Annotated in this window: 17 protein-coding genes and 1 pseudogene; 9 read left to right on the forward strand and 9 right to left on the reverse strand. The window is 60.8% G+C overall.

Going from position 1 to position 21,764, the window contains the following annotated elements; all coding sequences use genetic code 11:
- Positions 1-31: 31 nt before the first annotated feature.
- Together AB4N74_RS06455 and AB4N74_RS06460 are read left to right on the forward strand one after the other, a co-directional pair.
- Positions 32-1,399: an MFS transporter gene (locus AB4N74_RS06455; protein WP_460098775.1), complete on the forward strand. Its 1,368-nt coding sequence runs from the start codon at positions 32-34 to the stop codon at positions 1,397-1,399.
- A gap of 30 nt (positions 1,400-1,429) precedes the next feature.
- Positions 1,430-2,704 (forward strand): glucarate dehydratase family protein, encoded by a 1,275-nt coding sequence (locus AB4N74_RS06460; RefSeq protein WP_460098777.1) that lies wholly within the window; start codon positions 1,430-1,432, stop codon positions 2,702-2,704.
- Between the two features lie 111 nt (positions 2,705-2,815).
- Here AB4N74_RS06460 and AB4N74_RS06465 read toward each other — a convergent pair whose 3' ends face one another.
- Entirely contained in the window at positions 2,816-3,700 is an 885-nt protein-coding gene (locus tag AB4N74_RS06465; RefSeq protein WP_093437464.1) for a LysR substrate-binding domain-containing protein, read from the reverse strand.
- 156 nt (positions 3,701-3,856) lie between these two features.
- Between AB4N74_RS06465 and ydiJ the strand changes: the two genes are divergently transcribed.
- Positions 3,857-6,883, forward strand: coding sequence for a D-2-hydroxyglutarate dehydrogenase YdiJ (gene ydiJ, locus AB4N74_RS06470; RefSeq protein WP_460098780.1), 3,027 nt, complete (start codon positions 3,857-3,859; stop codon positions 6,881-6,883).
- Here ydiJ and AB4N74_RS06475 read toward each other — a convergent pair.
- Together AB4N74_RS06475 and AB4N74_RS06480 are read right to left on the reverse strand one after the other, a co-directional pair.
- Positions 6,816-7,505 (reverse strand): paraquat-inducible protein A, encoded by a 690-nt coding sequence (locus AB4N74_RS06475; RefSeq protein ID WP_116255449.1) that lies wholly within the window; start codon positions 7,503-7,505, stop codon positions 6,816-6,818. The two genes, ydiJ and AB4N74_RS06475, sit on opposite strands and share 68 nt — an antisense overlap.
- Complete coding sequence (locus AB4N74_RS06480) at positions 7,502-8,098, reverse strand: paraquat-inducible protein A (RefSeq protein WP_093437478.1); 597 nt, start codon at positions 8,096-8,098, stop codon at positions 7,502-7,504. The genes AB4N74_RS06475 and AB4N74_RS06480 overlap by 4 nt, the downstream gene beginning before the upstream one ends.
- 218 nt (positions 8,099-8,316) lie before the next feature.
- Between AB4N74_RS06480 and AB4N74_RS06485 the strand changes: the two genes are divergently transcribed.
- The gene (locus tag AB4N74_RS06485; RefSeq protein WP_460098783.1) at positions 8,317-9,483 is read left to right on the forward strand and encodes a DUF1624 domain-containing protein; all 1,167 of its coding nucleotides are present in this window, start codon (positions 8,317-8,319) and stop codon (positions 9,481-9,483) included.
- 4 nt (positions 9,484-9,487) lie between these two features.
- Here AB4N74_RS06485 and AB4N74_RS06490 read toward each other — a convergent pair.
- Positions 9,488-10,377 (reverse strand): annotated as a pseudogene (locus tag AB4N74_RS06490) (LysR family transcriptional regulator).
- 131 nt (positions 10,378-10,508) lie between these two features.
- On the opposite strand from AB4N74_RS06490, the gene AB4N74_RS06495 reads away from it, so the two are divergent.
- Both AB4N74_RS06495 and AB4N74_RS06500 read left to right on the forward strand, forming a co-directional pair.
- Entirely contained in the window at positions 10,509-11,339 is an 831-nt protein-coding gene (locus tag AB4N74_RS06495; protein ID WP_460098786.1) for an oxidoreductase, read from the forward strand.
- Positions 11,340-11,470: 131 nt separating this feature from the next.
- Positions 11,471-13,015 carry an MFS transporter gene (locus AB4N74_RS06500; protein ID WP_460098789.1) on the forward strand — a complete coding sequence of 515 codons (1,545 nt, stop codon included), beginning with the start codon at positions 11,471-11,473 and terminating at the stop codon, positions 13,013-13,015.
- Positions 13,016-13,261: 246 nt separating this feature from the next.
- Here the strand turns inward: AB4N74_RS06500 and AB4N74_RS06505 are convergent, their stop codons facing one another.
- A complete protein-coding gene (locus tag AB4N74_RS06505; protein ID WP_320337052.1) occupies positions 13,262-14,653 on the reverse strand; it encodes an aldehyde dehydrogenase family protein in 1,392 nt (463 codons plus the stop codon).
- Between the two features lie 103 nt (positions 14,654-14,756).
- Between AB4N74_RS06505 and ptrR the strand changes: the two genes are divergently transcribed.
- The gene (gene ptrR, locus AB4N74_RS06510) at positions 14,757-15,635 is read left to right on the forward strand and encodes a putrescine utilization regulator PtrR (RefSeq protein WP_093437993.1); all 879 of its coding nucleotides are present in this window, start codon (positions 14,757-14,759) and stop codon (positions 15,633-15,635) included.
- Between the two features lie 27 nt (positions 15,636-15,662).
- Here ptrR and AB4N74_RS06515 read toward each other — a convergent pair whose 3' ends face one another.
- Positions 15,663-17,228, reverse strand: coding sequence for an aldehyde dehydrogenase (NADP(+)) (locus tag AB4N74_RS06515; protein WP_460098792.1), 1,566 nt, complete (start codon positions 17,226-17,228; stop codon positions 15,663-15,665).
- Complete coding sequence (locus tag AB4N74_RS06520) at positions 17,225-17,863, reverse strand: cysteine hydrolase family protein (RefSeq protein ID WP_093437504.1); 639 nt, start codon at positions 17,861-17,863, stop codon at positions 17,225-17,227. Before AB4N74_RS06520 ends, AB4N74_RS06515 begins: the two co-directional genes overlap by 4 nt.
- Positions 17,864-17,961: 98 nt before the next feature.
- Here AB4N74_RS06520 and AB4N74_RS06525 point away from each other — a divergent pair, with 98 nt between their 5' ends.
- Positions 17,962-18,459, forward strand: coding sequence for a winged helix-turn-helix transcriptional regulator (locus AB4N74_RS06525; RefSeq protein ID WP_093437509.1), 498 nt, complete (start codon positions 17,962-17,964; stop codon positions 18,457-18,459).
- Between the two features lie 6 nt (positions 18,460-18,465).
- Here AB4N74_RS06525 and AB4N74_RS06530 read toward each other — a convergent pair whose 3' ends face one another.
- The gene (locus tag AB4N74_RS06530; RefSeq protein WP_257358260.1) at positions 18,466-19,089 is read right to left on the reverse strand and encodes a glutathione S-transferase family protein; all 624 of its coding nucleotides are present in this window, start codon (positions 19,087-19,089) and stop codon (positions 18,466-18,468) included.
- Between the two features lie 100 nt (positions 19,090-19,189).
- Positions 19,190-20,605: a purine-cytosine permease family protein gene (locus tag AB4N74_RS06535; protein ID WP_134173764.1), complete on the reverse strand. Its 1,416-nt coding sequence runs from the start codon at positions 20,603-20,605 to the stop codon at positions 19,190-19,192.
- A gap of 235 nt (positions 20,606-20,840) precedes the next feature.
- Here AB4N74_RS06535 and AB4N74_RS06540 point away from each other — a divergent pair, with 235 nt between their 5' ends.
- Positions 20,841-21,752, forward strand: a complete 912-nt coding sequence (locus AB4N74_RS06540) for a LysR family transcriptional regulator (RefSeq protein WP_116255455.1) — start codon at positions 20,841-20,843, stop codon at positions 21,750-21,752.
- Positions 21,753-21,764 lie beyond the last annotated feature (12 nt).

Here is a 21,764-nt window from a genome sequence, read left to right on the forward strand (position 1 = left end):
TCCCTAAAAAAACAAGATCGGGAGTCGCCCCTTGAAAACCCTCCAGAGTCCGCTGGACGTCACGGTGCTTGCCCGTGCCGCCGCCAAGGTCAAGCGCCACGTGCTGCCGCTGTTCGTGGTGATGTTCATCGTCAACTACATCGATCGGGTCAACATCGGTTTTGTGCGCAGTCACATGGAAACCGACCTCGGCATCGGTGCGGCGGCTTACGGCCTCGGTGCCGGTTTGTTCTTCGTTGGCTACGCGCTGTTCGAAGTGCCGTCCAACATGCTGCTGCAACGTTACGGCGCACGGGTCTGGCTGACGCGGATCATGTTCACCTGGGGCGCGGCCGCCATGGCCATGGCGTTCGTTAGAGGTGAAACCAGTTTCTATGTGCTGCGCTTTATTCTCGGTGCGGCGGAGGCAGGGTTCTTTCCGGGGATCATTTATTACTTCACCCAATGGCTGCCAGCCTCCGAGCGCGGCAAGACCATGGCGGTGTTTCTCAGCGGTTCGGCGATTGCCTCGGTGATCTCCGGCCCGGTGTCCGGTGCGTTGCTGCATATCAGTGGCCTGGGTTTGCATGGCTGGCAGTGGATGTTCCTGATCGAGGGTGCCGCATCGGTGGTGCTCTGCGCATTTGTCTGGTTCTGGCTGCAATCGCATCCGCGTCAGGCCAAGTGGCTGAGCGAAGAGGAACGCGAAGCGCTGGTGGCGGCAATTGCCGAAGAGCAGCGCGCTCGTGAGGCGGTGCAAGTGGCCAAACCGTCGATGTTCAAGCTGTTGGCGGATCGGCAGATTGCGCTGTTCTGTTTCATCTACTTCTCCATTGCCCTGACCATTTACGGCGCGACGTTCTGGCTGCCGAGCATGATCAAGAAGATGGGCAACCTCGGTGACTTCCAGGTCGGCCTGCTCAATTCGATTCCGTGGATCATTTCGATTGTTGCTATGTATGGTTTCGCGGCGATGGCCGGCAAGTGGAAATTCCAGCAGGCCTGGGTCGCGCTGACGCTGGTGATCGCGGCGATCGGCATGTTCATGTCGACCACCGGCGGGCCGATCTTCGCCTTCGTCGCGATCTGCTTTGCGGCCATTGGCTTCAAGGCTGCTTCGGCACTGTTCTGGCCAATTCCGCAAAGCTATCTGGATGCGCGTATCGCCGCTGCGGTGATCGCCCTGATCAACTCCATCGGCAACCTCGGCGGCTTCGTTGCACCGACGGCGTTCGGCATCCTCGAAGAAACCACCGGCTCCATCGAGGGCGGTCTTTATGGCCTGGCGGCGACGTCACTGGTCGCTGCAGTGGTGATCTTCTTTGCTCGCACGGCCCCGGGTGCCAAGGGTAAAACTCCGGCAAAGCCCCATGACGAGACCGCCGTTGTCGCGACGGCCAGACCGGCCGCGAACCATTGAATTGATTGTTGATCTGTCAGGAGCGTTATCTTGAAAATCACTCGTGTCACCGTGACCCCGATTGCCTTTCGTGATCCGCCGCTGCTCAATGCCAGCGGCATCCACGAACCCTTTGCCCTGCGCTCGATCATCGAGATCGAAAGCGATAACGGCTACATCGGCCTCGGCGAAAGCTATGGCGATGCCCCGGCGCTGGCGATCCAGCAGCAGTTGCAGGCGCAGTTGATCGGCCTCGACCCGTTCAACCTCAACCAGTTGCGCGCGATCGTGCAGGCCACCGTTGCCGCGAACAAACCTGCAAGCATTGCTGGTGCCGAACTGGCGCCCGGTTCCCACGCCAGTAAAGCAGTGAGCAATGCCTATTCGGCGTTCGAAGTGGCGTTCCTCGATTTGCAGGCGCATTACCTCAATGTGCCGCTGGTGGATCTGCTCGGCGGCGCGATTCGTGAAGAGGTGCCGTTCAGCGCCTACCTGTTCTTCAAGTATGCGCAGCATGTCGATTCGCCGTACAAACCGGACAATTGGGGCGAGGCGCTCAGCGAGCAGCAGATCGTCGCGCAAGCCGCGCGGATGATCGAGGCGTACGGTTTCAAGAGCATCAAGCTCAAGGCCGGCACCTTGCCGCCGGAGCATGAGGTGGCGTGCATCAAAGCGTTGAAAAAGGCTTTTCCCGGTTACCCGTTGCGCATCGATCCGAACGGCAACTGGTCGCTGGAAACCTCGATTCGCATGGCCGAGTTGCTCGGCGATGATTTGCAGTATTACGAAGACCCGACCCCGGGCCTCGACGGCATGGCCGAACTGCACAAGCGCACCGGTCTGCCGCTGGCGACCAATATGGTGGTCACCGATTTCGACGAGTTCCGTCGCAGCGTTGCGCAGAACAGTGTGCAGATCGTGCTTGCCGATCACCATTACTGGGGTGGCCTGCGCGACACGCAGACGCTGGCGAAGATGTGCGATGTGTTCGGTCTCGGTGTGTCGATGCATTCCAATTCACACCTGGGTATCAGCCTGATGGCGATGGCGCATGTCGCGGCGGCGGTGCCGAATCTGGATTACGCCTGCGACACCCATTACCCGTGGCAGGAGCCGGATGAGGAGGTGATCAAGGGTGGCAAACTGCCGATTGTCGATGGTTGCGTGAAGATCACCCGCGCGCCGGGGCTTGGGCTGGAGCTGGACCGGGATCAGTTGGGCAAGCTGCATGATCAGTACCTGACGTGCGGGATTCGTCAGCGCGATGATGTGCGGCAGATGCAGCGCTACAAGCCGGACTGGAGGGCGGTAAAGCCGAGATTTTGATGTCGTGCTCGCTGGCCTCTTCGCGAGCAAGCTCGCTCCCACATTTGATCTGTGGCGTTCACAAATCCTTTGTGGGAGCGAGCTTGCTCGCGAAGGGGGCGACTCATTCCTTCAGAGTGTATGCACCAGCCAATCCCGAAACGCTTTCAACGACGGCAAATTCTCATTTCGTGGCGGATACACCAGGTAATAGCTGCGGCGACTGGTAATCGCCTCACCCAGCTGCAGCAACTCACCCTTCAACAACTCATCCTCAACCAGAATCCGCGGCACCAACCCCACGCCAATATTGGCCCGCACTGCCTGAATCAAGTGCGAAGTCATTTCAAAGCTCGGCCCGATACGCATGCTGCGGTGCGGCAGACCTTGATGGCTGAACCACTCCGCCCACGCCTGGGCATTGCTGCTGACATTGAGCAGCAGTTGCCCGGCGATGTGTTGTTCGGCGTCGTCGCGCTCGGCGTCGGACAGCTGCGCACTGGCAATCACCACCAATTCTTCCGTGTGCAGGGGCAGGGCGGTCAGCCCCGGCCAGTCACCACCGCCGACACAGATTGCCGCATCGATTTCGCTGGTATCGAAGTCGATCGCTTCGATCCGGGAATGCAAATGCACGGTCATGCCCGGGTGCGCGGTGTAGAAATCCTTGAGTCGCGGCAATAGCCACTTCGAACCGAAGGTCGGCAGCGTTGCCAGGCGCAAGCTGTGAATGCCCGAACCAAACGCCATGGCCTGCAACGTCGCGCTGCGAATCTGCCCGAGCGCTTCGGCGAGTTCGCGTTGATACATCCGTCCGACATCGGTCAGCACCACTTGCCGGCCTTCGCGCGTGAACAGGCGCATGCCGAGCATTTTCTCGAGAATCTGCACCTGACGGCTGACCGCACTCTGCGTCAGCGACAGTTCATGAGCAGCGCGGGTGTAGCTTTCGTGGCGTGCGGCGGCCTCGAAAGCCAGCAATAACGACATGGAAGGCGTGAGCGTGCGCGGATTCATTCGTAAAAGTCATCAATAGCGGGTCGAATTTACGGTTGTCCCGGCGTTCGCCAGCAATGAACATGGACACCATGAGATGGCGGAGCCTGACGCAATCATTCGTTGCGTACAACTGTTCACCGCCACGCGGCCCGATTTGACCGAGATAACCGACCGATGATTGCCCAGCTGTCCCCCGCCAAAGCCCTGACCAGCGATTACCAGCAGTTCCTCAAAGCCCTGAAAGCCAGCGGCTTTCGCGGTGAAATCAGCGCCGATTACGTCAGCCGTGTCGTGCTGGCGACCGACAACTCGATCTATCAGCGCCTGCCGCAAGCGGCGGTGTTTCCGCTGGACGCTGATGACGTGGCACGGGTGGCGCGGCTGATCGCCGAGCCGGCCTATCAACAAGTGGTGATCACCCCGCGCGGTGGCGGCACCGGCACCAACGGCCAATCACTGACGGACGGCATCGTCGTCGACCTGTCGCGGCACATGAACCGCATTCTGGAGATCAACGTTGAAGAGCGCTGGGTGCGGGTGCAGGCCGGGGTGGTCAAGGATCAGCTCAACGCCGCGCTGAAATCCGCCGGGCTGTTTTTCGCCCCGGAATTGTCGACCTCCAACCGCGCCACCGTCGGCGGCATGATCAACACCGATGCCAGTGGTCAGGGCAGTTGCACCTATGGCAAGACCCGCGACCATGTGCTCGAACTCGACATGATCTTGCGCGGCGGTGAGCGTCTGCACGGGCAGCCTCTTGCGGAAAGCGAACTCGAAGCCCTGTGCGCCCGCGAAGATCGCGTCGGTGAAGTCTACCGTTGCGCCCGGCAGATCATTGATGAGCAGGGCGAGCTGATCAAACAGCGTTTCCCCGATCTCAACCGTTGCCTGACCGGTTATGACCTGGCGCACCTGCGTGAGGCGGACAATCGCTTCAACCTCAACAGCGTGCTGTGCGGTGCCGAAGGCTCGCTGGGATTTGTCGTCGAAGCGCGGCTGAACGTACTGCCGATTCCCAAACACACGATGCTGGTGAACATCCGCTACGCCGGGTTCATGGACGCACTGCGCGACGCCCGCGCCTTGATGGCGCTCAAACCCTTGTCGATCGAAACCGTTGACTCGAAAGTCTTGCTGCTGGCGATGCAGGACATCGTCTGGCACGGCGTCGCCGAGTATTTCCCGGAAAGCACCGAGCGCCCTACGCTGGGGATCAATCTGGTGGAGTTCTGCGGCGACGATCCGGAGGATTTGCAGCACCGGGTCGAGGCGTTTGTCGAGCACTTGAGCAGCGACCGCACTGTCGAGCGTTTGGGCCACACGCTGGCGGTCGGACACGCAGCGGTGAACAAAGTCTATGGCATGCGCAAACGTGCAGTAGGTTTGCTCGGCAACGTTGCCGGTGAAGCGCGGCCGCAGCCGTTTGTGGAAGACACCGCGGTACCGCCGCAGCACTTGGCCGAGTACATCGCTGAATTGCGCGACCTGCTCGACAGCCACGGTTTGCAATACGGCATGTTCGGTCACGTCGATGCAGGCGTGCTGCACGTGCGGCCGATCCTCGACATGAAAGACCCGCAGCAAGCGGCGCTGGTGCGTCCGGTGTCCGATGGTGTCGCCGCGCTGACCCAGCGTTACGGTGGCCTTCTGTGGGGCGAGCACGGCAAAGGCTTGCGCTCGGAATATGCGCCGGCCTTCTTCGGTGAACTGTACCCGGCGCTGCAAGCCTTGAAAGCCGCGTTCGACCCGTTCAACCAGTTCAACCCAGGCAAAATCGCCACGCCGGCCAACACCGACGCGGCGCTGCTGAAAATCGATGAAGTCACTTTGCGCGGAGAACTCGATCGGCAGATCGACGAGAAGGTTTGGCAAAGCTACGGCGCCGCGATGCACTGCAACGGCAACGGCGCCTGCTACAACTTCGACCCTGATGACGCCATGTGCCCGTCGTGGAAAGCCACCCGTGAGCGTGCGCAATCGCCCAAGGGTCGCGCCTCGTTGATCCGCGAGTGGCTGCGTTTGCAGGGCGAGGCGGGTGTCGATGTGTTGTCCGAGGCGATTCGCAAGCCGGCGTTTTTCAGCACGTTGTGGCAGCGCTGGCGCAACAGCCGTGCGCAGGCCGAAGACTTCTCCCACGAAGTCTACGACGCCATGGCCGGTTGCCTGGCGTGCAAATCCTGTGCAGGGCAGTGCCCGGTCAAGGTCAATGTGCCGGAGTTTCGCTCGCGCTTTCTCGAGCTGTATCACAGCCGTTATCTGCGCCCGGCGCGGGATTACCTGATCGCCTCGCTGGAATATAGCATCCCGTGCATGGCGCGGATTCCGGCGCTGTATAACGGGTTGATGGGCGCTGCATGGGTTCGCGGGCTGCTGGAACGCGTCGGCGGCATGATCGATGTGCCGTTGCTCAGTCGCTTTGATTTTCATGCGGCGATGCGCCGTTGGCAGGTGCAGCCAGCGACGGTGTCGACCTTGTCGGCGCTGACCCCGGCGCAACGCGAGCGCAGTGTGGTCATCGTGCAGGATGCCTTCACGCGCTACTTCGAAGCGCCGCTGTTGGCTGATCTGGTCGAGCTGATTTCGCGTCTGGGTTATCAGGTGTATCTCGCGCCGTTCAGCGCCAACGGCAAGCCATTGCATGTGCAAGGCTTCCTCTCGGCGTTCAACCGCGCGGCGCTGCGCAATGCCCGGCAGTTGCGCGAATTGGCGGACATCGGTGTGCCGTTGCTGGGCCTCGATCCGGCGATGACGCTGGTGTATCGCCAGGAATACCTGAAAGTCCCGGGCATGGAGCAATGCCCGGAGGTGGCGCTGGTGCAGGAATGGTTGCTCAAGGTCATGCCAGAGCAGGCGGCGCAGGATAAAACCGCCTCGTTCCGACTGCTCGCCCATTGCACCGAGAAAACCAACGCCCCGGCCGCGACTCGGCAGTGGGAACAGGTGTTCGAGCGCGCAGGGTTAAAACTGGCCACGCAAGCCACCGGTTGCTGCGGCATGTCCGGGACCTACGGCCACGAAGCGCGCAACCGCGAAACCTCAGCGTTGATCTACGAGCAGTCGTGGGCCCGTCAGGTGGCGGCGCCGGCAGAGCAGGGTGAAGCGTTGGCCACGGGGTATTCCTGCCGCAGTCAGGTCAAGCGCCAGTCGGATCAGGCACTGCGCCATCCGTTGCAGGTGTTGCTGACGGCTCTGCGTCGCTGAGTGGTTCATCGTCCGGAGCGTTGTCCCAGATCAGCCGGGGGTCGAAGCTCATTGCCGAGAGCATGGTCAGCACCACGACCATGCCGAAGAACAGGATGCCCGGTCGCGGTTCGATATCGCCCAGTGTCTGGAACTTCACCAACGCTGCGACCAGTGCGACCACCAGTACATCAAGCATTGACCAGTAGCCGATCAGCTCGACGAAGCGGAACATTTTCGAGCGCTCCCGGCGTGCCCAGCCACTGTCGCGTTGCACAGTGATCAACAACAGCGACAGGGCGACGAACTTGACGCCCGGCACGGCGATACTGGCGATGAAGATGATCAGTGCGATGTCCCACGCGCCATGCTGCCAGAACTCCAGCACGCCGCTCATGATCGTGCTGTCAGACCCGCTGCCAAGCATGGTGGTGTTCATCACCGGCAGCAGATTGGCCGGCACGTAAAACGCCAGCGCCGCGAGCATATAGGCCCAGGTGCGCGTCAGGGAGTTGGTCTTGCGCCGGTGCAGCGGCGCATCGCAGCGCGGGCATTCATGCGGCTCGTCGGTCATGTCGCAGGCCAGGCCACAGCTGTGGCACAGGCACAGATTGAGTTCGCTGGCAGTCGCGGGTCGGTTCATGGAATATCCCATAGGTCGCGGATATCGCGGCCGGCAATCCTGATCATCATCAAACTCAGCACGGCCAATGCGAACAGGCCGATGCCGGGCAACACGTCGAGCAATCCCGCCAGTTTGAACACCGCGACCATCGCCCCCAGCAGGCACACTTCGAGCATGCTCCACGGCCGCAGGGTTTCCAGCCAGCGCATGCACAACTTGAACCCCGGTGCGCGTCGCGATGACAGCGCGAAGCTAAGCACCCAGGTCAGCAGGACCAGTTGAAATGCCGGGGCAATAATGATCGAAATCGCCGCAACCATCGCTATGAAGGTGATCGGCCCCTGACTCAGCGCCAGCACCGAATCCCACAGCGTCGCACTGTTTTTCAGGCCTTTGAGGCTGATGCTCATCACCGGATAGAAATTGGCAAACAGCCACAGCATCGCCGCCGTGAAGGTCAGGGCCAGGCGCTGTTCGACGGTCAAACCGTTGAAGCGCTGGAGCACGCCGCCACAACGCACGCACGAGGTTTTCTGGTGTTTGGCCAGCACGGCTTTTTCGTACACGCAGTCGCAGTGCTCGCAAATGATCAGGTGTTCGGTGTTGACCATGGACAACGCTCGACAACAGGCCGCAAGGGCAGGGGGACCTGATCACTATAGAAGCCTGAGGCTATTGGGCAACCTGGACGGTGTGATCGGCTGCGGTTTTCTGAGAATTGCTATCGATTGGGCTTTGGATTTTGCTTTTTAGTGTTATAAGGTAACGCAAAATTTTCAGGGTCGTCCTTGTCGGCGCCCGCTGTTAACCCTTCGATTGCGAAACGCTCATGACAATTGCGCTCCCCCGTTCTGCCTCGCCCACTGGCCGGCTGCTGTCCATTGACGCCCTCAGAGGCCTGGTCATTCTGTTCATGCTGCTGGACCACGTGCGCGAAACTTTTTTGCTGCACCGCCAGGTCGCCGACCCGATGGACATTGCCAGCACTGAACCGGCGTTGTTTTTCAGTCGCACGCTGGCGCATCTGTGTGCGCCAGTGTTCGTGCTGCTGACGGGATTGTCGGCGTGGTTGTTCGGCGAAAAGTACGCAGGCAAGGCCGATGTCAGTGCGTTTCTGTTCAAACGCGGTCTGTTTCTGGTGGTGCTGGAGTTCACGCTGGTGAACTTCGCGTGGACCTTCCAACTGCCACCGAGTGTGATTTATCTGCAAGTGATCTGGGCGATCGGCTTGAGCATGATCGCCCTGTCGCTGCTGGTGTGGCTGCCGCGCTGGCTGTTGCTGACGTTGAGCCTGACGATCATCGCCGGACACAACCTGCTCGACGCGGTGCATTTCCCGGTGGAGTCGGCGCTGCATGTGCCGTGGGCGATTTTGCATGATCGTGGCTGGATCGAAGTCAGTGAAAATCTGCGCCTGCGCACCTCCTATCCGTTACTGCCGTGGATCGGTGTGATCGGCCTGGGTTATGCGCTGGGGCCGTGGTTTGCTCGCGGCGTTGAAGCGGGTTTGCGTCAGTGGCAGCTGCTGATCGCGGGTAGCGCCGGACTGCTCGGTTTTGTCGGGTTGCGGCTGATCAACGGCTATGGCGAAAAACCATGGGCCGTGGGTGACTCGTCGGTGCAAACCCTGATGAGTTTTTTCAACATCACCAAGTACCCGCCGTCGTTGTTGTTTATCGCGCTGACCGTGGGCGCCGGGCTGTTGCTGCTGCTGGCCTTCGAGCGCTTGCAGGATCGTCGCTGGATTCGCTGGCTGACTGTGTTCGGTTCGGCGCCGATGTTTTTCTATCTGCTGCATCTGTACGCGTTGAAGGTTTTGTACCTGATTGGCGTGGCTTTGTTCGGGCTGAATCAGGGTAGCTATTTCGGTTTTTCGTCCGTCTCGGCAATCTGGCTGGCCGCAGTCATTCTGGCGATTGCGCTGTTCCCGGCCGTGCGCTGGTTCTCTGCGTTGAAGGCTCGTCGCCGTGATATCGCTTGGCTGAAGTATCTGTAAACGCCTAACGCCGGTTGCGCACAAAGTCGATAAACGCTTTGAGCGGTGCTGGCACATGACGCCGGCTCGGGTAGTACAGGTGCAGGCCCGGATAGAACGGGCACCAGTCTCCCAGCACTTGCAGCAGACGCCCGCTGGCCAGGTGTTCGCTGACCATGTCTTCGAACACATAGGCCAGGCCCAGCCCTTGCAGCGCGGGCCCGACCATCAGGCTGACATCGCCGAGGGTCAACGGGCCGTTGACTTCGATTTCCTGGGCGATGCCGCCGCGTTCGAGTTCCCAGCGGTACATCGAGCCGCTGGGAAAGCGGTGGCGGATGCACGGCAGTCCGTGCAGGTCCTCAGGCTTTTGCGGTGCCGCGTGGCGTGCAAAAAGGCTGGCGATCCGACCACCACCGAACGCATTGTCGGGCCGATCGGCAGCGACACCATGTCGGCTTCCAGACGATTGCCGAAGCGCACGCCGGCATCAAAACCGTTGGCGACGATATCCAGCAGTGCATCGCTTTCCACCACTTCCAGGCGGATGTCCGGATAGGCCAGCAAAAACTCGCTGGCAATCGGCAGCAACACCAGTTCGCAGGCTTGCCGCCCGCAGGTGATGCGCAGGTTGCCCGAGGGTTTATCGCGGAAATGGTTGAGGTCTTCCAAAGCATCGTCGATGTCGCGAAACGCCGGTCTCAGCCGCGCATACAGACGCTCGCCAGCCTCGGTCAATGCCACGCTGCGGGTGGTGCGATTGAACAGGCGCACGCCAAGACGATTCTCTAGTGCCTTTACCGAATGGCTTAACGCGGACGGCGTCAGGCCTAGCTCGATTGCCGCTTTGCTGAAATTCAACTGCTGAGCGGTGCAGAGAAATACCGAAAGATCTGCCGCTGAAGGGGTTTTCATCTGTGAATGCCTTTCACAAAGTCATGCAAAATTGTTGGGATTATCGCATCAGTAACATGGCCTTAAAGTCGCTTCAACTCATCAAGAAGACCCCGGCACCACCGCTAGGGTCGCAGACAGGAGGGGTTGATATGCGTACTTGGTTCATTACTGGCGCTTCCCGTGGTTTTGGTAGCTTCATTGCAGAACGCGCCCTGCGTGCCGGCGACGCGGTGATCGCCACCGCACGTAACCCGCAAGACATCACTGACCGTCTCGGCGAGCAACCGAACCTGCTGGCGGTGCGTCTCGACGTCACCCGTGAAGACGAAGCGCACCAAGCGGTTGCCGAAGGCATCAAGCGTTTTGGCCGTATCGATGTGCTGATCAACAACGCCGGGTTTGGCGTACTCGGCGCGGTGGAAGAAACCAGTGCCAGCGAGACCGAGCGCCTGTTCGCCACCAACGTGTTCGGCCTGCTCAACGTCACCCGCGCGGTGTTGCCGCCTATGCGGGCGCAACGCAGTGGCCGGGTGATCAACATCTCGTCGATCGGCGGCTACCAGGCTTATATGGGCTGGGGGGTTTACGGCTCGACCAAATTTGCCGTCGAGGGCATTACCGAGGCGTTGCATCAGGAACTTGCGCCGCTGGGCATTCAAGCCACGGTGGTCGAGCCGGGCTTCTTCCGCACGGATTTCCTTGATGAACAGTCGCTGATCAAAACCCGGCTTGAGCTGGCGGACTATGACGAAACCGTTGGCAAGATGCGTGCGTTCGCCGAGGCGGCCAACCATGCGCAACCGGGTGATCCGTTGAAGTTGGCCGAGGCGATGCTGGCGCTGGTCAATGCACCGAATCCGCCGCTGCGCCTGGCGCTGGGCAGTGACACGGTGGCGCGGATCGAGGCGAAGAATCGGTTGGTGGCGCAAGAACTGGCCGAGTGGAATGAGCTGGCACTGTCTACCGATTTCGCCAACTGAGCGCCGGAGCTGTGAGAGCGAGGTTGCTCGCTCTCATCTTTTTCGTGCGCAAACTTCGGTGGATTATTCTGTGTATTTCGTGCCTTGTTCGCTGCGCAACGCAGCTTTGTGATTTCTCAAAGGATGGAACGATGATCTCTATGACTCAGTCGCACGGAGCGCGCGACAAGTTGCTCATACTCGCGGCCGTGTGCCTCTCGGCACTGGTCCTGCCGTTAAGTTTTACTGGCGGTGCGGTGGCGACACCGGCCATCGGCCGGGACCTGGGCGGCAGCCCGGTGGCGCTGACCTGGATCACCAATGCGTTCATGTTGTCGTTCGGCAGTTTGCTGATGGCCGCCGGCGCGTTGGCTGATGTGTATGGACGCAAACGCCTGTTCACCTTCGGCATGTTGCTGTTTACCGCCGCGTCGTTTGCGCAGAGTCTGGCGCCTTCGGTGTTCTGGCTGGATGTATTGCGCGCTGTACAAGGTGTGGCGGGGGCGGCGGCGCTGGCCAGCGGCTCGGCGGCGCTGGCGCAAGAGTTTGAAGGGCATGCCCGGACTCGAGCGTACAGCGTGCTCGGCACTACGTTCGGCATTGGTCTGGCTTTCGGTCCGCTGGTGGCCGGCGCGTTGATCGAGGCATTCAATTGGCGGGCGATTTTTGTCTTTACTGCGTTGATTGGAATCATCGCGCTGGTTTTCGGTGTGCCGCGCATGCGTGAAACCCGCGATCCGCACGCCAAAGGGCTGGACTGGCCGGGCACGCTGCTGTTCAGCGCAATGCTGGCGCTGTTTACGTTTGGCCTGATCCAGGCGCCGGACAGTGGTTGGGACAGTCCACTTGTGCTCGGTTTGCTGGGCGCTTCGGCGGTGCTGCTGGCAGCCTTCGTGATCGTCGAGATGCGTGTCGAACGGCCGATGCTGGATCTGACGCTGTTTCGTTATCCGCGATTCATCGGCGTGCAGATGCTGCCGATCGGCACCTGTTTCTGCTACATCGTGCTGGTGGTGATGTTGCCGCTGCGCTTCATCGGCGTTGAGGGGCTGAGCGAGATCGACGCCGGTTTGCTGTTACTGGCGTTGTCGGCGCCGATGCTGGTGGTGCCGATGCTGGCCGCGTCGCTGGCGCGCTTCGTTTCCGCCGGTATCTTGTCCGGTGCCGGTTTCCTGATTGCCGCTGTGGGCCTGCATTGGCTGAGTTTGTTCAACGTCGGTGACGCGAAATTTGCGCTGGTGGTGCCGATGTTGCTGATCGGTATTGGCGCCGGTTTGCCGTGGGGGCTGATGGATGGTTTGTCGGTCAGTGTCGTGCCGAAAGAGCGCGCCGGCATGGCGGCGGGTATCTTCAGCACCGTGCGGGTGGCGGGTGAGGGGATCGCCTTGGCGATTGTCGCGGCAGTGCTGGCGTCATTGCTGCACGCTGATCTGTCGAGTGCCCTGCACGCAGTGACAGGCAGCGCTGAGGCGTCGCTGATCGCCGAGACCGCGCACCGGGTGACCACCGGCGATATGGCGCATGCGATCAACACCGTGCCAGGTCTGGCCAATGAACGTTTGGTGCAAGGTTATGCGGCGGCGTTTCAGTATCTGCTGCACATCCTGACGGTGATCACCCTCGCATCGGCGGCGGTGGTGCTGGGGTTGTTGAGCAAAGATCGCAGCGTCGCCGAGCCACAACAGGCTGCTGCATAAACCCAATGTGGGAGCGAGCCTGCTCGCGAAAGCGGTGAGTCAGCAACGGATGTGTTGACTGATATTGCCTCTTCGCGAGCAAGCTCGCTCCCACTTTGGATTGTGCCAAGCCAGCTATTTTCAATCTGTCTGCGAATCCCTGTGGGAGCGAACCTGCTCGCGAAAGCGGTGAGTCAGACAATGGAGATGTTGACTGGGCCGGCCTCATCGCGAGTAGGCTCGCTACAGGGTTTTCCGGTGTCTGGATTATTTACGATCCAGCCACACGGTCTGTGCGTTACAGAACTCGCGCACGCCGAAGTGCGACAGTTCACGTCCGAAACCGCTCTTCTTCACACCACCAAACGTCACGCGCGGGTCGCTGGCGGAGTAGCCGTTGATGAACACGCCGCCGGTGTCCAGTTCGCTGGTCAGTTGCTGGGCCAGTGCGACGTTGGCGGTGTAAATGGTTGCGGTCAGGCCGAATTCGCTGTCGTTGGCCAAGGCCACGGCATGCGCGCAATCGCGAGCGGTGATGATCGAGGCGACCGGGCCGAACAGTTCCTGTTTGAACGAAGTCATGCGGTCGGTGACATCGGCCAGCACGGTCGGCTCGTAGTAGTTGCCCGGTCCTTCAGACTTGCCGCCGCCGAGCAACAGCGTTGCGCCTTCTTCAAGGGTGTCGCGCACTTGCTGGTCGAGTTCATCACGCAGGTCGAAACGTGCCATCGGGCCGATGTAGGTCTCGGCAGACAGCGGATCACCGACCTTCAACTTGCGCGTGGCCTCGACGAACTTGCGGGTGAACTCTTCAACCACGCCTGCTTCGATGATCAATCGTTTGGCCGCTGCGCAGACCTGACCGGAGTTCTGATAGCGACCGATCACAGCGGCTTGCACGGCTTCATCCAGATCGGCGTCGTTGAGCACGATAAACGGATCGGAACCGCCGAGTTCCAGCACGCATTTCTTCAGCGCGGCACCGGCCTGAGCGCCGATGGCCATGCCGGCACGCACGCTGCCGGTCAGGGTCACGGCGGCGATACGCGAGTCGGCGATGGCAGTGGAAACGCCTTCCGGGGTGACGTTGATCACTTCAAACACGCCATCGGCGAAACCTGCGCGGGTGAAGGCGTCGCGCAGCAGATAGGCGCTGCCCATCACGTTCGGCGCATGTTTGAGCACGTAAGTGTTGCCGGCGATCAGCGCCGGCACGGCACCGCGCAGCACTTGCCAGATCGGGAAGTTCCACGGCATTACCGCGAGGATCGGGCCGAGCGGACGGTATTCGATGCGCGCCTTGCCGCCTTCAACCTGGGTCGGTTCAGCGTCAAGCATGGCCGGGCCATTCTCGGCGTACCACTCGCAGAGCTTGGCGCATTTCTCGATTTCACCACGGGCCTGAGCAATCGGCTTGCCCATTTCCTGGGTGATCATCGTGGCCATGGCTTCGCTGGTTTCACGCAACGCACCGGCCAGGGCGCTCAACAAGCGCGAGCGATCTTGCAGCGGCTTGCGCTTCCACTTGCCAAAGCCATAGGCGGCGCGGGTCAGCGCAGCGTCAAGGGCAGTGGCGGATTCAAACGCGTAGTGACCGATCTGCTCGCCGGTGGCGGGGTTGATCGAGATGGCGTGGGTCTGGCTGGAAATCTGGCTCATGGCATCGTCCTGCATGTTCGTCGGATGGGCCTAGAGTAGGGTGGTGTTTGTTTTCTGGAAACTGAATAATAAAGATCGTTTCTTTCACGATTGGAGAATGACTGTGGATCTGGTGCAGCTGGAAATCTTCAAAGCCGTTGCCGAGCACGGCAGCATCAGCGCCGCCGCCACGCAGATTCATCGCGTGCCGTCGAACCTGACCACGCGGATCAAGCAGCTTGAGCAGGATCTGGGCGTTGATCTGTTTATCCGTGAGAAAAGCCGTTTGCGCCTGTCGCCGGCCGGGTGGAGTTTTCTTGAATACGCGCGACGGATTCTCGATCTGGTGCAAGAGGCCCGGGCAACGGTGGCGGGGGAGGAACCGCAAGGCGCGTTTCCGCTGGGGTCGCTGGAAAGCACGGCAGCGGTGCGCATTCCCGAGTTGCTGGCGGCGTACAACCAGTTGCACCCCAAGGTCGATCTCGACCTTTCGACCGGCCCCTCGGGCACGATGATCGACGGCGTGCTGTCCGGGCGTCTGGCTGCAGCGTTTGTCGACGGCCCGGTGCTGCATCCGACGCTGGAAGGTGTGCCGGCATTCGAGGAAGAAATGGTCATCATCGCGCCGCTCAACCACGCGCCCGTCAAGCGCGCGGCGGATGTCAACGGCGAGAATATTTATGCCTTCCGTTCCAACTGTTCCTACCGTCACCACTTTGAAAAATGGTTCAGCACCGACGCCGCCGTACCGGGCAAGATTTTCGAAATGGAGTCCTATCACGGCATGCTCGCCTGCGTCAGTGCAGGCGCCGGGCTGGCGCTGATGCCGCGCAAAATGCTGCAGAGCATGCCCGGCAGCGCGACCGTCAGCGTCTGGCCATTGGCGGCGGATTTTCGCTATCTGACCACGTGGCTGGTATGGCGGCGGGGCACGGTATCGCGCAGTCTGAGCATGTTTGTGCGCTTGCTGGAAGAGCGCGGGGTGGTGCGTGCAGATGCATGATCGCGTCTGCCGCGCACTGGGTTGCCGTTATTGCCCGTCGATGCTGCGCGGCAGATTCAGCGGATTACTCTCGCGCAACACCTCTGGCAACAACTCATCCGGAAACCCCTGATAAGCCACGGGTCGCAAGAAGCGCTCAATCGAAGTCATGCCGACCGAAGTGAAGCGGCTGTCCGATGTAGCCGGAAAAGGGCCGCCGTGCACCGTAGCAAAGGTCACTTCCTGTGGGTGGGCGAAGGCGTTGACCACGATGCGTCCGGTGCGGCGTTCAAGAATCGGCAGCAGGCGCCGCGCCAATCCCAGATCGCCACCTTCAAGGTGAATCGCCGCGCTGAGCTGTCCCTTGAACGAACGGGCGACTGCCAGCAGCTCGGCTTCATCGTTGACAGCAACCAGGAGCGCCGATGGACCAAACACCTCATGAGCCAATGCCGGCTCGCTGAGTAATTGGTGGCCCTCGACTTCCAGCAACACAGCGCGTCCAGCGAATGTGGCATCGGCCGGCGTGCCTGCCGCTATCACCTGCGCGCCGGTACCTTCCATCGCAATCAGACCCTCGACGTAGGCACCATGAATGCCCGGCGTCAGCATTGTCCGCGCCGATGCCTCGCTGACCCGATTGCGCATGGCGTTGCGCAGCTCTTCAAACCCCGCACCACGGATGGCGATCAGGATCGACGGACACAAACAGGCCTGCCCGACGTTGACCAGCATGCGCTCGATAAAGCCGTCGCCGATTTCGGCGCCGCGAGCCGCCAGCGCCTCGGGCAGGATGAAGGTCGGGTTGACGCTGGTCATTTCGGTGAACACCGGGATCGGCTCGGGGCGCAATTGCGCACGGCGATAGAGCGCCATGCCACCCGGTTCGGAGCCGGTGAAGGTCACGGTTTTGATCAACGGATGATCGACCAGCGCTTCGCCGATGGCATTGCCGCCGCCACGCACCATTGAGAAAACCCCTTCGGGCAAGCCATGCGCCTGCACGGCTTTACGAATGGCTCGCGCCTGGATTTCCGAGGCGCCGGGGTGGGCGTTGTGCGCCTTGAGAATCACGGTAGCGCCGGCCGCCAATGCTGACGCGGTATCGCCACCCGCCACCGAGTAGGAAATCGGGAAGTTGCTCGCGCCGAAAATCGCCACCGGGCCGATGGCGATTTTTTGCAAGCGATGATCCATCCGTGGACGCGGCTGACGCTGGGGTTGTGCCGGGTCGATCGCCAGTTGTAGAAAGCGGCCCCGGCGCACCACATCGGCGAACTGGCGGAACTGGATCGCGGCTCTCAAAGCTTCGCCCTCAAGCTGAGCTTCGGGCAGCCCGGTTTCGAGTGCCGCGCGTGCCGCCAGTTCGCTGCGCACCTCATCGAGGTTGTCAGCGATGCTCTCGAGAAACGCGGCACGCTCGGCCAGCGAGGTGTGGCTGTAGTGGTCGAACGCGGCATCGGCGAGTGTTGCAGCCTGATCAACCTGTGCCGCGCCGCCGAAAGCGAAGTCCGGTTCTATCCGTTGATCGGTGGCCGGGTTCAGCGCTTTCATCGTGCCTTCGGTGGCGGCGACATCCGCCGCGCCGATCAGCAAATGGCCGGTCAGGCTCATTTCGATTCACCTTGGGATTTGAGGTTGGCAATCAGTTCGTCGGTGCTGGCAATCACGTGAGCGAATGTCGGGCCGTTGAGTTCGTGGGCGGCGTGCATCATTTCCGCTTTGAAGGCCGCTGTTGCATCGCGGACCAGGGTGACGTGGTAGCCCAGTTCCGAGGCATAGCGCGCGGTGGCTTCGATGCAGGTGTTGGCCAGCAGGCCGACGATGATTACGTGGGTGATGCCTTGCTGCTTCAGGCGAAAATCCAGGTCGGTGTTGGCGAAACCACTGGAACCCCAGTGTTCTTGAACCACGATGTCGCCGTCCTTCGGCGCAAAATCCGGGTGCCATTCGCCGCCCCATTCGCCCCGGGCAAAATGATGCATGTGCATGATTTTGCATTGGGTCGGGGTCGGGTGGTCCCAGGTTTCGTAGTCGCCTTTTTCCCAGCGATGATGGGGTACGATGACCACCGGAATGTTCAGGTCGCGCACCGTGCGGTCGAGTTTGCGCAGGTTGTCGAGCAGGCCGTTCTGCTCGGCCATGGGTTTGATCAAAGGGAAAATCTTGCCACCCTCCGAGAGAAAATCGTTGTACGGATCGACCAACAGGTAGGCGGTTCTGTCCAGCGGATAGGGGATATTCGACATGGCTGCTTGCTCCGGCAATGGGATTATCGGTGCACAGGGCTTGTCCCGGCATCGTGTGGATATGATAATCATAGTAACTGTAAAAGAGGCAAGCCCTGATGGCAGTAAACGATAGCCTTCCCGACACGCTGTGCCCGATTTCCCGGGCCGAGACGATCGTCGGCGACCGCTGGACCGTGCTGGTTTTGCGCGAGTTGTTCATGGCCAATCATCGCTATGACGAGATTCAGGCGCAGACCGGCGGCACGCCGCAAATGGTCGCCGCGCGTCTGAAAAGTCTGGAAGCGGATGGGCTGGTCGAGCGCCGGTTGTACAACGAACGGCCGAAACGCTACGAATACCACCTCACCGCGAAGGGCGAGGCGTTCTATCCGGTGATCATCGCGTTGCGTGCGTGGGGAGAGACTTGGTGCAAATCACCGGAGGAGGGGCTGGCGGTGAACATGACCCACAAAAACTGCAACCACAGCGCCGGTCTCGGGCCGCTGTGCGAGCACTGCGGTGAACCGTTGCGTCGGCAAGATTTGGTCAGCCAGCCACAAGCAGCCTACGCCGCCGAACGGCAGGCGCGGCGTGAGGCGTTCAAAAGCAAATAACCGCGATCACGGCGTGCCATTGCGACCGTGCAGTAAGTAGTCTGGGCGCTGGCTCAAACGTTCGTAATAGGCTTTCACAGCGGCAAAATCCGGGTGAGCCAGTGGGGTTTCGAACCAGCGGTTCACCGACAGCCCGATGGGAATGTCCGCCAGGGAAAACTGTTCGCCGCTGACGTAGGCGCCGGTCTTCTCCAGTTGCCGGTCGAGGATGGCCATGTTCTTCGACCATTGCTCAATCCCGACCGCCAGTGCGGCGCTGTCCCGATGCTCAGGCGACTGTCGCACCAGCGACAGAAAGGCGTACGACCACGAGCGATTCAGCTCCGACGCTTGCCAGTCGATCCACTGATCAATCCGCGCCCGTGTTTGCGCGTCAGTCGGGTAGAGGTGCGAACCGTTGTAGCTCGACACCAGATAACGAATGATCGTGTTCGATTCCCACAACGTGAAATCGCCGTCCTGAATCACCGGCACCATGGCACAGGGATTGAGCGCGAGAAACTGCGTATCGTGCGTCGATCTGAATCCCGAACCCCAGTCTTCACGCTCGAAGGGAATCTGCAATTCAGCGCAAGTCCACAGGACTTTGCGCACGTTGATCGATGAGGCTTTACCCAGTATTCGCAGCATTGGATTTCCCTTACCCAATAATCGTCAGGCCTGAAGTAATACCACACCGCAATAGACAAGGCCCGCACTGGGCGGGCCTTGGTTGTTCATCAGGTCAAAATCACAGACTGCTCGCCAGTTTCCCGCCCATCATCCGCCGACGGTAGGACGTGTCCCGATTCGCCAGCCAGAAATACAGCGGCGAGGTCACCAGCAGTCCCACCAGCCAGGACAGGTCCGCGCCGTTGATGTGCGCCGACACCGGGCCTACGTACAGCGGCGTGTTCATGAACGGGATCTGCACGGCGATGCCGATCGCGTAGGCCAGCAGCGCTTGCGGGTTGTAGCGGCCGTAGATGCCGCCGTCGACCTGGAAGATCGACTGGATGTCGTACTGACCTTTGTGGATCGCGTAGAAGTCGATCAGGTTGATCGCCGTCCACGGCACCAGCACCACCAACAACACCAGCACCATGTCGACGAAGTGGCCAATAAAGTCCTTCGAGGCGCCGACGGCGGCAAAGCAGCAGGCCAGCAACACGATGATCGAGATCACCGCGCGGCTCTTGGCGGTGGGGATCCAGCGGTAGGCGAAGGTTTGCACCAGAGTGATCAGCGACAGCACCGCGCCGTAGAGGTTGAGGGCGTTGTGGCTGATTACGCTGAGCAGGAACAGCACCAGCATCAGTGGGCCAATCGAGCCGGTTGCGAGCTTCACCGCGTCCATGGTGTCCATGCCGACGGGCGTTGCCAGCACCGCGACGGCACCGAAGATGAACGCCAGACTCGAGCCCAGCGCTGAACCCAGATACGTGGTCCAGAACGTCGACGAGACTTTGACGTCGGCCGGCAAGTAACGCGAATAATCGGACACGTAGGGCGCAAACGCGATCTGCCACAACGCCGCCAACGACACAGTGGCCAGCCAGCCGGACAGGTTGAAGCTACCGCGAGTGAGGAAATCATCGGTTTGAATGTGGGTAAAGATGTAGCCGAAACCGACAACGATGCCGATCCCCAACACCCACGTGCCGATGCGGTTGAGCACGTGGATAAAGCGGTAGCCGATGATGCCGATGATCCCCGAACCGACTGCGCCGATGACGATGCCGACCGGCACCGGAACGCTGTCGACCACGCCATGCAGCGACTTGCCGGCCAGCACGATGTTGGAGGCGAAAAAGCCGATGTACATGACGCCGGCAATCAACACCACCAACAGCGCGCCGAGGGAGCCGAACTGCGCACGGCTCTGGATCATCTGCGGGATGCCCATCTGCGGGCCTTGCGCCGAGTGCAGCGCCATCAACACGCCGCCGACCAGATGGCCGACGAGAATCGCGACGATGCCCCAGAGCAGATTCAAGTGAAACAACTGCACGCCCAGTGCACCGGTGACGATGGGCAACGGCGCGATATTGCCGCCGAACCAGAGCGTGAACAGATCCCTGACCTTTCCGTGGCGATCTTCGGGGGGCACGTATCCTATCGTGTGTTTTTCAATCAGCGGAGCGGAGGATGCTGTTGGGGTAGCCATGACGAACTCCAAGGCAAGGATGAGTACGTGGACGTACTTCGGCAAGCGCCGGCACGGGCGGCGCATTTCTTGTTGAAGTGATCATGTGCAAAGCGTCGGGATAGATAAATTAGTAAGTTTGTTGCTACAGACCTTAAAAAAAATATGCTTCGGCTGGCGCCTGCGTCCGGTATGTTCAAGCTTGATCGTGCGCCAGGGAAACAGGGCGAACACTCGCGCTCTTCGGGAGACTCACATGGCTGCCTACAACCTGCGCCAGCTCAAATACTTCGTCACCACCGCCGACTGCGGCAGCGTTGCCGAGGCCTCGCGCAAGCTCTATATCGCGCAACCGTCGGTCTCCACGGCCATTAAGCATCTGGAAGAAAGTTTCGGTGTGCAGTTGTTCATCCGCCATCACGCCCAAGGGGTTTCGCTGACGCCGAGTGGCTCGCGGTTCTATCGCAAGGCACTGGAGTTGCTACGGGTGGCGCACGAGTTCGAGCAGAACGCGCTGGCTGACAATGATGTGGTCGCGGGGCAGATCGATATTGGTTGTTTCGAAACCGTCGCGCCGCTGTACCTGCCGCGCTTGATCGCCGGGTTCAAGGCGCGCTGGCCAGGGGTGGAAATCCGCATTCGTGATGGCGAACAACAAGAGTTGGTGCAGGCCCTCACCGCCGGCAGCATCGACGTTGCGATGATGTTTGAACACGACCTGGACAGCACCATCGAAACCACGCCGCTGATGCCGCCGCAGCAGCCTTATGCGTTGCTGCCGGCCAGCCACCGCTTTGCGCAACAGGCAAAGGTCTCGCTGGCTGATCTGGTGCTGGAACCGATGATCCTGCTCGACGTGGTGCCGAGCCGAACCTATTTCGTGAGCATCTTCGAAGAGCGCGGGCTGACGCCGAACATCGTCTTCAGCTCACCGTCGATCGAGATGGTGCGCGGTATGGTCGGCAACGGTTTCGGCTTTTCGATTCTGGTGACCAAACCGTTCAGCGACTACACCTACGACGGCCAGCAAGTGGTGTGCGTGCCGCTGGCGGAAAACGTCACCGGTTCGGGATTGTCGGCGGCCTGGCTGCGTCGTGTGCAACTGACCAAACCGGCGCAGTTGTTTGTCGATCATTGCCGCGAAGAGTTGGCCCGACTGCACTCGTGAGTGCCGCCAAGC

It is taken from the genome of Pseudomonas sp. H3_C08, from assembly GCF_054669455.1.